Source organism: Pseudomonas sp. SWRI111, from assembly GCF_014268555.1.
GTDB lineage: Bacteria > Pseudomonadota > Gammaproteobacteria > Pseudomonadales > Pseudomonadaceae > Aquipseudomonas > Aquipseudomonas hamedanensis.
The window spans coordinates 56,397-69,910 of record NZ_JABWQQ010000001.1 but is presented as its reverse complement, the minus strand read 5'-3'; the positions used below and the strand labels follow the sequence as shown (position 1 = coordinate 69,910).

The following is a 13,514-nucleotide window of genomic DNA, read 5'->3' as shown; positions in this document are numbered from 1 at the left end:
TGTCTGAACGGACGCTTTCGCGAGCAAGCCCGCTCCCACACAGGATCAGTGACTGCCTGAACCCTGTTTATGAGCTCTCTCCATGTCCGACTATCTGCTGCAAATGAACGGCATCGTCAAATCCTTCGGCGGTGTCAAAGCCCTCAATGGCATTGATATCAAGGTCAGGCCCGGTGAATGCGTCGGCCTGTGCGGCGAGAATGGCGCCGGCAAGTCAACGTTGATGAAGGTGCTGTCGGCGGTCTATCCCTACGGCACCTGGGACGGAGAAATTCTCTGGGATGGCCAGCCGCTGCGCGCGCAGTCGATCAGCGAAACGGAAGCGGCCGGCATCGTCATCATTCATCAGGAACTGACCCTGGTGCCCGACCTGTCCGTGGCCGAAAACATTTTCATGGGCCATGAACTGACCTTGCCCGGCGGGCGCATGAATTACCCGGCGATGATCCACCGCGCCGAAGCCCTGATGCGCGAGCTGAAAGTGCCGGACATGAACGTCTCGCTGCCGGTTTCGCAGTACGGCGGGGGTTACCAGCAACTGGTGGAAATCGCCAAGGCCTTGAACAAACAGGCGCGCCTGCTGATTCTCGACGAGCCCTCCTCTGCCCTGACCCGCTCGGAAATCGAGGTGCTGCTCGACATCATCCGCGACCTCAAGGCCAAGGGCGTCGCCTGTGTTTACATCTCGCACAAGCTCGATGAAGTGGCTGCGGTGTGCGACACCATTGCGGTGATTCGCGACGGTCGGCACATTGCGACCACGGCCATGGCCGACATGGACATCGCGCAGATCATCACGCAAATGGTCGGACGCGAAATGGCCAACCTCTACCCCACCGAACCGCACGAGGTCGGCGAGGTCATTTTCGAGGCACGCCACGTCACCTGTTATGACGTCGACAGCCCGAAGCGCAAACGCGTCGACGACGTGTCGTTCGTTCTCAGGCGTGGCGAAATTCTCGGCATTGCCGGCCTGGTCGGCGCCGGGCGCACAGAGCTGGTGTCCGCGCTGTTCGGCGCCTATCCGGGGCGCTACGAAGCGCAGGTGTGGCTGGAGGGCCAGTGCATCGACACGCGCACGCCGCTCAAAGCGATCCGCGCCGGCCTATGCATGGTCCCCGAGGACCGCAAGCGCCAAGGCATCATTCCGGATCTGGGCGTCGGGCAGAACATCACCCTGGCGGTCCTCGACAGCTATTCGAAACTGACACGCATCGACGCCGAAGCCGAACTGGGCAGCATCGAGCGGGAAATCTCGCGCCTGCACCTGAAAACCGCCAGCCCGTTTCTGCCGATCACCAGCCTCTCGGGCGGCAACCAGCAAAAAGCCGTGCTGGCGAAGATGCTGCTGACCAAACCGAAGGTGCTGATTCTCGACGAGCCGACCCGTGGCGTCGACGTCGGCGCCAAGTACGAAATCTACAAGCTGATGGGCGCGCTGGCTGCCGAAGGGGTGGCGATCATCATGGTGTCGTCGGAACTGGCCGAAGTGCTCGGGGTGTCCGACCGCGTGCTGGTGATCGGCGACGGCCGCCTGCGCGGCGACTTCATCAACCAGCAATTGACCCAGGAACAGGTGCTCGCCGCCGCGCTCAGCCAACCCGATGGGCATCACAATAATGATCGGAAGTCCGCGTAGATGAATCAGGTCAAACAACTGTTCACCCGCTACAAAATGCTCGCGCTGGTCATCGCCGTGGCGCTGATCTGGCTGTTCTTCAGTTGGCAGACCGAGGGTGGTTTCCTCACCCCGCGCAACCTCTCCAACCTGCTGCGGCAAATGTCGATCACCGGGATTCTCGCCTGCGGCATGGTGCTGGTGATCATCAGCGGCGAGATCGATTTGTCGGTCGGCTCGCTGCTGGGTTTGCTCGGCGGGCTGGCGGCGATTCTGGACGTTGTCTACCACATTCCGTTGCTGGCCAACCTCAGTCTGGTCGCGCTGTGTGGCTTGATGATCGGCCTGGCCAACGGCTACATGACCGCCTATCTGCGCATCCCTTCGTTCATCGTCGGCCTGGGCGGCATGTTGGCGTTTCGCGGCATCTTGCTGGGGATTACCGGCGGCACGACCATCGCCCCGGTGTCGCCGGAACTGGTGTATGTCGGTCAGGGTTATCTGCCGCACGCGGTGGGCAGCGGATTGGGCATTGTGCTGTTCGCACTGACGCTGTTCCTGACCTGGAAGCAACGCCGCAACCGCGCGCTGCATGGATTGGCCGCGCATTCACGGGTGCGGGATGGACTGCGGGTGGTGCTGATCGGCGCGGTAATCACCGGGTTCGTCGTGACCCTCAACAGCTACGACGGGATTCCGGTGCCGGTGTTGCTGCTGTTGGTGCTGCTCGGTGTGTTCAGCTACGTCACCAGCCAGACCGTGTTCGGCCGTCGGGTGTATTCGGTGGGTAGCAACATGGAGGCGACGCGCCTGTCGGGCATCAATGTGCAGGCAGTGAAATTATGGATTTTCGGCATCATGGGGGTGATGTGTGCGTTGGCCGGGATGGTCAATACCGCGCGCCTTGCGGCGGGCTCGCCGTCGGCGGGCAGCATGGGCGAACTCGACGCCATTGCCGCGTGCTTTATCGGCGGCACCTCGATGCGCGGCGGATCGGGCACGGTGTACGGCGCCCTGCTCGGGGCCCTGGTGATCACCAGCCTCGACAACGGCATGTCGATGCTCGACGTCGACAGTTACTGGCAGATGATCGTCAAGGGCAGCATCCTGGTGCTCGCCGTGTGGGTCGATGTCAGCACCCGCACCGCCCGGCGCTGAGCGTTGCCGGGCCGCCCGCTAGCGTGACTGCGCGCGCTGGCGGCAGGCCTCGCCGAAGGCATGGAAAATCACCCGGTAATCGGCATTTTCCATGACGTGCCATTCCGGGTGCCATTGCACCGCCAGGGCAAAGCCCTTGCTGCCTTCCACCGACAGCGCTTCAATCAAGCCGTCCTCGGCGATCGCCTCGATACGCAGGCCTTCGGCGACTCGCCCGATGCCTTGTCCGTGCACTGAATTGACTTTGATCACCCCGTTCAGGCCCAGCCGCGACAGCACACCGCCCGGCTGCACGGTCACGTCGTGGGTGCGAGCGTATTGTTCCTCGATGGATTCGTCGCTGGGCGGTTCGTGTTCCGGCCCCGGTTCGTCGAGTTGTTGATCAAGCGTTCCGCCGAACGCCACGTTCAGTTCCTGCAACCCCCGGCACAGGCCGAGCACCGGCAAACCGGCGTCGACGGCGGCGCGCCATAACGGCAGCGCCAATTGATCGCGCGCCGGATCGTGCTCGGTGCCCGGCGGGTTCGGGCGGCCACCATAGTGATGCGGTTCGATGTTCGACGGCGCGCCGGTGAACAGCAGACCGTCGAGGCTGGCGATGATCTGCGCCGGGTCGAGCAAGTCAGGAAACATCGGCAGAATCAGCGGCAACCCCTTCGCCGCCGTGGCCACCGCCTGCGAATTCTTGTCGTCATTCATTTGCACGGCGTGCGGACCGATCTGCGAGGAACAGGCCGTGACCCCGATGATGGGCAGACGAGACATGTGAACACCCCCGTTGTGCTGTTATCAGTGCTTTGTCCCTATGTGGATTGCGCTGCGAGCCGGTGCGTTCATTTAGTTTCGACCGCAGCCGATCCCACCTGCGGGAACGGGCTTGCTCGCGAAAGCGCCGGGTCAGTCAACACTTCACCAACTGACAGATTGCCTTCGCGAGCAAGCCCGCTCCCACATGGATTGCCGCTGAACACACAACCTGCTGACACACAATAAAACCTGTAGGAGTGAGCCTGCTCGCGAAAGCGCCGGGTCAGTCGCCACTTCTCCAACTGACAGATCGCCTTCGCGAGCAAGCCCGCTCCCACATGGACTCCTGCTGCACACACGCAACCTGCTGACACCACAAAAACACCTGTGGGAGTGAGCCTGCTCGCGAAAGCGCCGGGTCAGTCAGCACTTCTCCAACTGACAGATCACCTTCGCGAGCAAGCCCGCTCCCACGTGGACTCCCGCCGTACACACCCTCCTGACACCACAGAAACACCTGTAGGAGTGAGCCTGCTCGCGAAAGCGCCGGGTCAGTCGCCACTTCACCAACTGACAGATCGCCTTCGCGAGCAAGCCCGCTCCCACATGGATTGCCGCCGCACACACAACCTGCTGACACCACAAAAACACCTGTAGGAGTGAGCCTGCTCGCGAAAGCGCCGGGTGAGTCAGCACTTCACCAACTGCCAGATTGCATTCGCGAGCAAGCCCGCTCCCACATGGATTTTCGCCGCACACACAACCTGTTGGCACCACAAAAAAACCTGTGGGAGCGAGCCTGCTCGCGAAAGCGCCGGGTCAGTCAGCACCGCTCTGACTGACAGATTGCCTTCGCGAGCAAGCTCGCTCCCACATGGTTTTTCGCTGTTCACAGGATCTGCTGACTCTCACGGAGTTTCTGGATCCAGCCACTGGCAAACGACCTCTCATCCCGTCACGCACGAATACAGTTGAACCTCAAACGGCGGCGTTTTTTCTATCGCTAACACACCGATGGAGGATTGCAACATGACTGACCATCCGCTGATAGCGACTCACTCCCGAAACGACAGCCAGCAGCGCGGGGCGATGACCGGCGCCGAGCGTGCGTTGTCGCTGACGGCCGGGGCCGCGTTGTTGACGCATGGCTGGCGCAAGGGTGGCCTGGCCGGTGCTCTGGAGATCGTGGCCGGGGCGTATGGCGTGTGGCGCGGCGTTGCCGGCCATTGCCGCTTGAAACAGGCACTGACACCCACCCCGTTCGAGCAGCAGTTCAGCCGTGAGCACCACTGGCCGATCAGCGAAGCCATTACCCGCAGCGTGACCATCATGCGACCGCTGGAAGAAGTCTGGGACTTTATCGCCCGTGTCGACAATATCGGCCCGCTGCTGCGCTGGGTCGACAGCGTCGAGCAACTGACGCCCGACACCACGCGCTGGACGGTCCGCGCACCCGCCGGGCGGCGCCTGCACTGGACGCTGGTCCGTCAGCCTGCCGAAAACGAAAACTCACTGCATTGGCAGACCTCGGCCGAGTCGCGCTGGCAGCACGATATCTCGGTATCGCTCACGCCTGCGCCGGCCGGTCGCGGCACCGAAGTCAAAGCTGTGATCGCCTGCAAACCGGCGATGGGCAAACTCGGCTACGGTCTCGCCCGGGCCATCAGCCTGTTCAGCGACAAGGCCTTGCTCAACGGCCTGCAAGCGATAAAACAGCAAATGGAAACCGGCGAAGTCAGCAACAACCGACTGCGCCCCGAAGGCGACGATGATTTCTTTTATGTCCACGGCGAAAGCACGGACACCGCCGGCCAGCAATCGGTCAAGACCGGCGTGGTGATTGAAGGAGGGATTCACTGATGCGCGCACTTACCTGGCAAGCCCCCAACCGTTTGCAAGTCGACAACGTTGCCGATCCGGCGATCCTCAACCCGCGCGATGCAATCATTCGCGTGACGCTGTCGTCGGTGTGCGGCTCCGATCTGCATTTGCTCGGCGGTTACGTTCCGGCGATGAAGCCGGGCGATATCATCGGCCATGAGTTCATGGGCGAGATCGTCGAAGTCGGGCCCGGCGTCAACGGCCTGCGCAAGGGTGACAAGGTCATCACCATTTCGATCATCGGCTGCGGACATTGCGAACACTGTCAGCGCAGCGATTTTTCCTGCTGCGACAACTCCAACCCCAACCCCTCGGCCACCGACCTCGCCTATGGCCAACCGTGCTGCGGCATCATCGGCTACAGCCATGCCTTCGGCGGGTATCCGGGCAGCCATGCCACCTACGTGCGCGTGCCGTACGCCGACACTAACCTGTTCAAAGTGCCTGAAGGCGTACGCGACGAACAGGCGTTGTTCGTTTCCGACGCCGCGCCAACCGGCTATTTCGCCGCCGACAACGCCGGGATCCAGCCGGGCGACACGGTGGCGGTGTGGGGCTGCGGCGGGGTCGGGCTGATGGCGATCTGCAGCGCCTATCTGCTCGGTGCAGAACGGGTGATTGCGATTGATCGCTACCCCGACCGCCTGCGCCTGGCTGAAGAACGTGGCAAGGCGATCACCATCAACTACGAACGCACCAACGTCCACGAAGCCCTGTTGGAACTGACCGGCGGGCGCGGGCCGGATCGTTGTATCGATTGCGTCGGCATGGAGGCCCACGGCACCGAGATCGATTACGCCTACGACAAAACCAAGCAGATGCTGCGCCTGCACACCGAGCGCGGCACGGTGCTGCGTCAGGCCATTCGCGCCTGTCGCAAGGGCGGCACGGTGTCGGTGGTCGGTGTGTACGGCGGCCTGCTCGATAAATTCCCGATGGGCGCGATTGTCAACAAGGCCCTGACGCTCAAGTCCGGGCAGCAGCCAGGGCAACGCTACGCGCCGACCTTGTTCGAACACATCCAGAAAGGCGAACTCGACCCCTCGTGGTTGCTGACCCATCCCATGAGCCTGGAGGATGGCGCGCAGGGCTATCAGATGTTCAAGGAAAAAACCGACCAGTGCCTGCGAGCCGTATTCAAACCGTGATGAGCACAGCGCCACTGCTGCCGGCAGGCGTTGCCGGCAGCAGTGGCGTTGCCAACCTAGTCGTCCGCGTGATTATGCGCATCGGCGCACGGCAACCGGCCTGACTCGCCACCGGCAATTCGCTCCGCCTGGTCGATACCGCGCTTGAGCGCGTCTTCAACGGTCCACTCGATGCCCGGCAGTTTTTTGATTCGCTCGTGGGCGCATTCACCGGTCGCGGTGTAGACGCTGATGAACATTTCAATGTCGCCATCCTCCGCCTCCCGTGTCCGCACTTCGATGTGACAGCCGTTTTCGACCTCTTCCGTATGGCACTTTTCGTCCTTTTCCGTCGCCTTCCATTTCCTGTAGGTTTCGCCGCGTATGAACATGTCGTACTCCTGAAGTGAATCCGCTCTCTTCAAAGACCCACCCTCTCGCTGGATGATTCCCGGTTTGCCGAGAGGCATTTTCAGCATAACTCGCTAGTTCCTCTCCGCCGTTTCGCTAGTTCAACCGTTCGTCAGCTTGCGAAACATTTTGTCAAACCAATGCCTGAGCGCTTATTCAAAAATTTCGAGGCCCAGGCGAGCTCAACTACTACTCGTTAGTCAGCCCCACAGTAATAAACCGGTACAGAAACAGTGTTTTCTGTCCACGGCAAACTGTCGCCGAAAAAATAGAGCGGGCCCACTTCGCTTCGTTTACCCAACAAGCGAAGCGCTATTACCCCGGGATAAACGCGCGTCGCCGTTACGACGTTAAAAGGATCGAAACTTAGAACAGGAGCCTATATGAAGCGAACAATCAGCTATTGCCTGGTCTATCTCGCTACCAGCGTTCTGCTCGCCGGTTGCAATCTGATCGTGTTCAATCCCAAGGGCCAGGTTGCCCGGGACGAGCGCGACCTCATCATTCTCGCAACGGGCCTCATGCTGCTGGTGGTGATACCGGTGATCGTCATGATGTTCGTGTTTGCCTACCGTTACCGCGCCACCAACAAGAAGGCCAAGTACTCGCCGCGCTGGGCCAGCTCGCACAAGATCGAGGCAGTGGTCTGGGGCGTGCCGTTCCTGATCATCTGCGTGCTGGGCTGGGTGACGTGGGAAACCACGCACTCGCTGGACCCTTATCGACCGCTGGATTCGGACACACCACCGCTCAACGTGCAGGTCGTGGCGACTGACTGGAAATGGTTGTTCATCTACCCCGACCTGGGCATCGCTTCGGTCAATGAACTGGCGGTGCCGGTTAATACGCCGGTAAGTTTTACCGTGACTTCGGATGCCGCGATGACTTCGTTTTTCATCCCGGCGCTGGGTGGCCAGATCTATGCGATGGCGGGCATGCAGACCAAGTTGCATTTGATTGCCAACGAAACCGGCCAGTTTCGCGGGATTGCCGCCAACTATAACGGCCATGGGTTCTCCGACATGCACTTCAGTACGTTGTCGCTCACTGGCGCGGATTACGAAGCGTGGGTCAACAAAGTCAAAAGCGCGCCACAAAAACTTGATCACGCCAGTTATGCGCAGTTGACCAAACCTTCCGTCGCCCACCGGATTACTTATTACTCGGCCGTTCAGGATCGGCTGTTTCTGGACATCGTCGACAAGTATGAAGGCATGAACAAGGCACCCCGTGCCAAAGACAGTCAGGTGCAACGCAACAGCGATGACAAGCGCGCCGATCAACAACCGAGTCTGCTGGCCGAGGAGCGTTAATAATGTTCGGGAAACTTTCGTGGGACGCCGTTCCATTGCACGAGCCGATTGTCATGTACACCCTGGCCATTGTTGGCCTGATGGGTTTTGCCCTGATCGGCACCGTCACCTGGAAGCGCAAGTGGGGTTACCTCTGGCGTGAGTGGTTCACCTCAGTCGACCACAAGAAAATCGGCTGCATGTACATCATCGTCGCGCTGGTCATGCTGCTGCGTGGCTTCTCCGACGCAATCATGATGCGCACTCAGCAGGCGATGGCCTCCAGTGGCGGGCCGGGCTATCTGCCACCGGAACACTACGACCAGATCTTCACCGCCCACGGCGTGATCATGATTTTCTTCATGGCCATGCCGTTCGTGGTCGGCCTGATGAACATCGTCGTGCCCTTGCAGATTGGCGCGCGCGATGTGGCTTACCCGTTTCTCAACGCACTGAGTTTCTGGCTGTTCGTGGTCGGCGCAGCGCTGGTGAACATCTCCCTGGGCGTCGGCGAATTTGCCCGCACCGGCTGGGTCGCCTACCCGCCCTTGTCCGAACTGGGCTATAGCCCCGGGGTCGGCGTCGACTACTACATCTGGTCATTACAGATATCCGGGATCGGCACGCTACTGACGGGGGTCAATTTCTTTGTGACCATCCTGAAGATGCGCACCGAGGGCATGACCCTGTTCAAAATGCCGGTGTTCACCTGGAACGCGTTGTGCACCTCGGTGCTGATTCTTGCGGCGTTCCCGATCCTCACCGCAACGCTGCTGATGCTCACGCTCGACCGTTATCTGGGCATGCACTTCTTCACCAACGAGGCCGGCGGCAACCCGATGATGTACGTCAACCTCATCTGGGCCTGGGGCCATCCGGAGGTGTACATCCTGATCCTGCCGGCGTTCGGGATCTTTTCCGAGATCGCCGCGACCTTCAGCAGCAAGCGCCTGTTCGGTTACGTTTCACTGGTATGGGCGACGATCGCGATCACGATTCTCTCGTTCGTCGTCTGGCTGCACCACTTCTTCACCATGGGCGCCGGGGCCAACGTCAACGCGTTCTTCGGGATCATGACGATGATCATCGCGGTGCCGACCGGGGTGAAAATCTTCACCTGGCTGTTCACCATGTACCGTGGTCGGGTGCGTTTTGAAACGCCGATGTTGTGGACGCTGGGGTTTATTGTCACGTTCAGCATCGGCGGCATGACCGGTGTGCTGCTGGCCGTGCCCGGTGCCGATTTCCTGTTGCATAACAGTCTGTTCCTGATCGCCCACTTCCATAACGTCATCATCGGTGGCGCGGTGTTTGGCTACATGGCCGGGCTGACGTACTGGTTCCCCAAAGCCTTCGGCTTCCGTCTCAACGACAAGCTCGGGCGCATCGCGTTCTGGTGCTGGCTGATCGGCTTTTACTTCGCTTTCATGCCCTCCTACGTCCTCGGTTTCATGGGCATGACCCGGCGCCTCAATCACTTCGACAATCCGGACTGGCAGCCCTGGCTGCTCCTGGAATTGCTGGGGGTGGGCATCATTCTCTGCGGCGTCACCGCGCAGGCGCTGCAACTGTTCGTCAGCATTCGCAACCGCGCCAAATACCGCGACCTCACCGGCGATCCGTGGGACGGGCGCACGCTGGAATGGGCCACGGCCTCGCCGCCGCCGTTCTACAACTTTGCCGAGCAACCGAAAGTCAGTGACCTCGACGCCTACTGGGGCATGAAGGAGCGCGGCGTCAGTACGCTCAATCACACTGACTACCGCGCCATACATATGCCGCGCAACACCTCGGCCGGTCTGGTGATCAGCGTGTTCGCGCTGATCTGCAGCTTCGCCCTGGTGTGGCACATCTGGTGGCTGGCGATCTTCGGGCTGGTCGCTTCGGTGGCGGCGATGATCGTTCGCAGCTACGACGAAGACATTGACTATTTCGTGCCGGCTGAAGAAGTCGCGCGGATTGAAAAAGCGCGTCTCAAAGACTTGGCGGAGGCCTGATCATGTCCAATATCGTGCTGGATAAAGACATCGCCCATAGCCATGAGCAGGGCCACGAAGATGCGGGTTCGATGCGCGTGTTCGGTTTCTGGATCTACCTGATGACCGACTGCATCCTGTTCGCCACGCTGTTCGCCGGCTATGCGGTGTTGCGCGACAGTGTGGCGGGCGGTCCGTCGACGGTGGACATTTTCGAGCTGCCGTACGTGCTGGTCGAAACCGCGCTGCTGTTGTTGAGCAGCATCACCTACGGCTACGCAATGCTGGCGATGAACCGCAATCACACCGGCCATGTGCTGCGCTGGCTGGGGGTTACGTTCGTTCTGGGTTGCGGCTTTATCGCGATGGAAATCAACGAATTCCATCACCTCATCGCCGAAGGCTACGGGCCGGATCGCAGCGGTTTCCTCACCGCGTTCTTCACCCTGGTCGGCACCCACGGGGCCCACGTGCTCAGCGGGCTGGTGTGGATGGCGGTGCTGATGGCGCAGATTCGCAGCCGCGGCTTGACCAATACCAACACCACGCGCCTGAGTTGCCTGAGCCTGTTCTGGCACTTCCTCGATGTGGTGTGGATCTGCGTATTTACCGTGGTCTATCTGCTGGGGGTGGTCTGACATGTATAACCAAAGTCCGATTCATAGCAGTGCCGGCACCAGCCATGGCACCGCCCGTTCGTACCTGATCGGGTTCATCATTTCGGTAGTCCTGACCGCGATCCCGTTTGCGCTGGTGATGTATCCCACGCTGCCGCGACACCTCACCGCGTGGGTGGTCGTCGCGCTGGGTGTGGTGCAGATTTTCGTCCATCTGAAATATTTCCTGCACCTGGACACCGCCGCAGAGCAGCGCTGGAACCTGATCGCGCTGATCTTTTCCGTTGTCATCATTGTGCTGCTCGTGGGGCTCTCGTTATGGATCATGGACAGCATTCATCACAACATGCTGGCGCACTGAAGCAATGGCTGCTGCCGCTCAACGTCGGTATCGAACTGACCAAGCCCGGGATCATCTTCGGCAATCTTGCGTCGGTGTTCGGCGCGTATTGCCTGGCCGGCGCCGGGCAGCCGATCGCGCCAGGGCATCTGCTCGCGACGTTACTGGGAACGGCGCTGGTCATCGGTTGTGGCTGCGTCATCAACAATTGCGTCGACCGCGACATCGACCGGCGCATGGTACGTACCTGCCACCGTGCGCTGGCGATTCGCGCCGTCTCGGTCCCGACCGCGCTGTGCTATGCCCTGGCGCTCGGCCTGATCGGTTTTGGCCTGTTGTGGACACGCACCAATGCCGTCGCGTGCGCAGCGGCGGCGGTCGGTCTGCTGATTTACGCGGGGGTTTACACGTGCCTGATGAAGCGCCGCTCGCACTGGGGCACGCTGGTCGGCAGCCTGTCCGGTGCGATGCCGCCGGTGATCGGTTATTGCGCCGTGACGGCACGCCTGGATGCGACGGCGTGGATGCTGATCGTGGTGTTCTGTTGCTGGCAAATGCCGCACTCCCACGCCATCACGTTGATGCGCCGCGACGATTTCAAGGCCGCCGGATTGCCGACCTTGACGCTCGCCGAGGCGCGCAAGCAGATCCTCGGCTACATGATTGCGTTCCTTGCCGCCAGCCTCTTGCTGGGGCTGATCAGCCGACTCGGCGTGGCGTATTTTTTGCTCGTGGCGAGCCTCGGCGGCTACTGGCTCTGGCTCGCGCTGCGCAGCCCTCCGGCAACCGAGCAGAAAGCCTGGGCGCGAAAGATTTTCGCAGTGTCGATCATGGTGGTGCTCGGGCTTAACCTCGCCATGACGCTGGGCTGACACGCGGTCAGCGCATGCAACGATTCCATCCGCAGGAGAACTGAAATGGACGAAGAAACCCTCAGAAAAACCGCCTACCGCATCTGGGAAGAACAAGGCCGTCCCCATGGTCAGGATTTCGAGCACTGGTTCCAGGCCCAAGCGGAACTGGATGCGTTTGATTCGGACGGCTTGCCAGGCTCTATCGCCAGCAGCGTAGCGCCGCCTGCGCCAAAGAAAAAATCCACAGACACGCCTGCGTCAGCGGAAAAAAAGCCTCGCGCCAAAACGCCTTCGGCGAAGAAATGACCCCGTTGCGCACAACCGGGCAGCGAACGGATGAAACGCGGCATTAATCTGGTTGCGGCCGCGTTCGCCCTCACCGCCCTGTCGTATGGCCTGGCGCGCTTTGCCTACGGACTGCTGCTGCCACGAATTCGTGCGGATCTGGGACTCAGCGTATCGGCCGCTGGATGGATCGGCGGCAGTGCCTTCGCCGCTTACTGTGTCGGCATCGTCGCGACGTTTTTGGGCAACGGCAGGCTGAGCGCGCGTGCGCTGGCAGTGATTGCCGGCGCCATGGCGTCGCTGGGGATGGCCGTGATGGTCCAGGCCTCGAACGGTTGGATGCTGGGCTGTGGCGTCGCGCTCGCCGGCTTGAGCACCGGCCTGACGTCACCACCGCTGGCCAGCGCCGTCGCTGCGCAGTTCGCCGACGATCAGCGTCCTCGGGCCAATGGTGTTATCAACGCCGGAACGGCGGCCGGCATCGTATTCTCCGGCGTGGCGGCGATGTTGGCCGCCGGGCAATGGCGTGAACTGTATGCGCTGTTCGCGATGATCGGCGTCGCGATAACGCTCTGGCTGTGGTTCGCCGTAGCGCCAGACGCTGCGAGTGACGCTGCACCGAGCGTCTCTTGGTCCATGCTGGCACGGCCCGGTTTGCTTGCCCTCAGTGGCAGCGCTTTTCTGATGGGGCTGGCGAGCACGGCGGTCTGGACATTCGGCGCCGACATTCTGCGTAGTCAATCCGGCTTCACCGAAGGGGCGATTGCCTGGGCCTGGATAGTGCTCGGCGTGGCCGGTCTCAGTGGCGGCTTCACGGGCGTGCTGACCCGTCGATTCGGCATCGCCAGGATCCATGGACTTGCCCTGCTCGGCATTGCCCTTGGCACGCTCGCCCTCGCGGCGGCCTCAGTCGCGCCCCTTTACGGCTTCGCAGCCCTGTGCCTGTTCGGCGCGGCTTACATTGTTTCGTCTGGCGCCTACCTGATTCAGGGCATCGGTCTGTTCCCGGATCGCCCGGACCTGGGCCTCGGTATTCCCTTCCTCGTTCTGGCGCTCGGCCAGACCGCCGGCACACCGCTTTTTGGCACGTTGCTGGAGGCGACCGGGGTTTTCACTGCTTTGATGGCGTGTGCAGTGGCCGCTTGCTGCGCCATTTTCTTGCGGCCGAATCAATCACGGCTCGACAGAGCCGACAGGTGACATCCAAT

General features: G+C 61.3%; 13 protein-coding genes. 11 read left to right on the top strand and 2 right to left on the bottom strand.

Translation table 11 applies throughout. The features are described from left to right. Window positions 1-82 precede the first annotated feature (82 nt). On the top strand, window positions 83-1,639 hold the full coding sequence (gene xylG / locus HU755_RS00260; protein ID WP_186630164.1) for a D-xylose ABC transporter ATP-binding protein: 1,557 nt from the start codon (window positions 83-85) through the stop codon (window positions 1,637-1,639). After that, entirely contained in the window at window positions 1,640-2,776 is a 1,137-nt protein-coding gene (locus HU755_RS00255) for a sugar ABC transporter permease (protein WP_186546379.1), read from the top strand. 18 nt (window positions 2,777-2,794) lie between these two features. Here HU755_RS00255 and HU755_RS00250 read toward each other — a convergent pair whose 3' ends face one another. Further along, window positions 2,795-3,541, bottom strand: coding sequence for a gamma-glutamyl-gamma-aminobutyrate hydrolase family protein (locus HU755_RS00250; RefSeq protein WP_186630163.1), 747 nt, complete (start codon window positions 3,539-3,541; stop codon window positions 2,795-2,797). Between the two features lie 1,011 nt (window positions 3,542-4,552). Here HU755_RS00250 and HU755_RS00245 point away from each other — a divergent pair. Continuing rightward, entirely contained in the window at window positions 4,553-5,383 is an 831-nt protein-coding gene (locus tag HU755_RS00245) for an SRPBCC family protein (RefSeq protein ID WP_186630162.1), read from the top strand. Next, entirely contained in the window at window positions 5,383-6,552 is a 1,170-nt protein-coding gene (locus tag HU755_RS00240; protein ID WP_186619057.1) for a zinc-dependent alcohol dehydrogenase, read from the top strand. Before HU755_RS00245 ends, HU755_RS00240 begins: the two co-directional genes overlap by 1 nt. A gap of 56 nt (window positions 6,553-6,608) precedes the next feature. Here the strand turns inward: HU755_RS00240 and HU755_RS00235 are convergent, their stop codons facing one another. Next, complete coding sequence (locus tag HU755_RS00235; RefSeq protein ID WP_186619058.1) at window positions 6,609-6,923, bottom strand: hypothetical protein; 315 nt, start codon at window positions 6,921-6,923, stop codon at window positions 6,609-6,611. A 402-nt stretch (window positions 6,924-7,325) separates the two neighbouring features. Between HU755_RS00235 and cyoA the strand changes: the two genes are divergently transcribed. From cyoA to HU755_RS00200, 7 genes are read left to right on the top strand one after another with little or no spacing between them, the layout of a single operon-like run. Further along, window positions 7,326-8,255, top strand: coding sequence for a ubiquinol oxidase subunit II (gene cyoA, locus HU755_RS00230; RefSeq protein ID WP_186630161.1), 930 nt, complete (start codon window positions 7,326-7,328; stop codon window positions 8,253-8,255). A 2-nt stretch (window positions 8,256-8,257) separates the two neighbouring features. Further along, window positions 8,258-10,231, top strand: coding sequence for a cytochrome o ubiquinol oxidase subunit I (gene cyoB / locus HU755_RS00225; RefSeq protein ID WP_186630160.1), 1,974 nt, complete (start codon window positions 8,258-8,260; stop codon window positions 10,229-10,231). Between the two features lie 2 nt (window positions 10,232-10,233). After that, window positions 10,234-10,848, top strand: a complete 615-nt coding sequence (gene cyoC / locus HU755_RS00220) for a cytochrome o ubiquinol oxidase subunit III (RefSeq protein ID WP_186546385.1) — start codon at window positions 10,234-10,236, stop codon at window positions 10,846-10,848. Window position 10,849: 1 nt separating this feature from the next. Continuing rightward, window positions 10,850-11,188, top strand: a complete 339-nt coding sequence (cyoD, locus tag HU755_RS00215) for a cytochrome o ubiquinol oxidase subunit IV (RefSeq protein WP_186546386.1) — start codon at window positions 10,850-10,852, stop codon at window positions 11,186-11,188. Next, entirely contained in the window at window positions 11,146-12,039 is an 894-nt protein-coding gene (gene cyoE, locus HU755_RS00210) for a heme o synthase (protein ID WP_186630159.1), read from the top strand. The genes cyoD and cyoE overlap by 43 nt, the downstream gene beginning before the upstream one ends. Before the next feature lie 45 nt (window positions 12,040-12,084). Continuing rightward, on the top strand, window positions 12,085-12,327 hold the full coding sequence (locus HU755_RS00205; protein WP_186630158.1) for a DUF2934 domain-containing protein: 243 nt from the start codon (window positions 12,085-12,087) through the stop codon (window positions 12,325-12,327). A gap of 30 nt (window positions 12,328-12,357) precedes the next feature. Then, the gene (locus HU755_RS00200) at window positions 12,358-13,506 is read left to right on the top strand and encodes an MFS transporter (protein ID WP_186630157.1); all 1,149 of its coding nucleotides are present in this window, start codon (window positions 12,358-12,360) and stop codon (window positions 13,504-13,506) included. Window positions 13,507-13,514: the final 8 nt, after the last annotated feature.

What these genes read in the sequence shown, in the direction of transcription:
- xylG (WP_186630164.1), top strand. Translation starts at nt 83, where the DNA reads ATGTCCGACTATCTGCTGCAAATGAACGGCATCGTCAAATCCTTCGGC.
- HU755_RS00255 (WP_186546379.1), top strand. Translation starts at nt 1,640, where the DNA reads ATGAATCAGGTCAAACAACTGTTCACCCGCTACAAAATGCTCGCGCTG.
- HU755_RS00250 (WP_186630163.1), bottom strand. Translation starts at nt 3,541, where the DNA reads ATGTCTCGTCTGCCCATCATCGGGGTCACGGCCTGTTCCTCGCAGATC.
- HU755_RS00245 (WP_186630162.1), top strand. Translation starts at nt 4,553, where the DNA reads ATGACTGACCATCCGCTGATAGCGACTCACTCCCGAAACGACAGCCAG.
- HU755_RS00240 (WP_186619057.1), top strand. Translation starts at nt 5,383, where the DNA reads ATGCGCGCACTTACCTGGCAAGCCCCCAACCGTTTGCAAGTCGACAAC.
- HU755_RS00235 (WP_186619058.1), bottom strand. Translation starts at nt 6,923, where the DNA reads ATGTTCATACGCGGCGAAACCTACAGGAAATGGAAGGCGACGGAAAAG.
- cyoA (WP_186630161.1), top strand. Translation starts at nt 7,326, where the DNA reads ATGAAGCGAACAATCAGCTATTGCCTGGTCTATCTCGCTACCAGCGTT.
- cyoB (WP_186630160.1), top strand. Translation starts at nt 8,258, where the DNA reads ATGTTCGGGAAACTTTCGTGGGACGCCGTTCCATTGCACGAGCCGATT.
- cyoC (WP_186546385.1), top strand. Translation starts at nt 10,234, where the DNA reads ATGTCCAATATCGTGCTGGATAAAGACATCGCCCATAGCCATGAGCAG.
- cyoD (WP_186546386.1), top strand. Translation starts at nt 10,850, where the DNA reads ATGTATAACCAAAGTCCGATTCATAGCAGTGCCGGCACCAGCCATGGC.
- cyoE (WP_186630159.1), top strand. Translation starts at nt 11,146, where the DNA reads ATGGATCATGGACAGCATTCATCACAACATGCTGGCGCACTGAAGCAA.
- HU755_RS00205 (WP_186630158.1), top strand. Translation starts at nt 12,085, where the DNA reads ATGGACGAAGAAACCCTCAGAAAAACCGCCTACCGCATCTGGGAAGAA.
- HU755_RS00200 (WP_186630157.1), top strand. Translation starts at nt 12,358, where the DNA reads ATGAAACGCGGCATTAATCTGGTTGCGGCCGCGTTCGCCCTCACCGCC.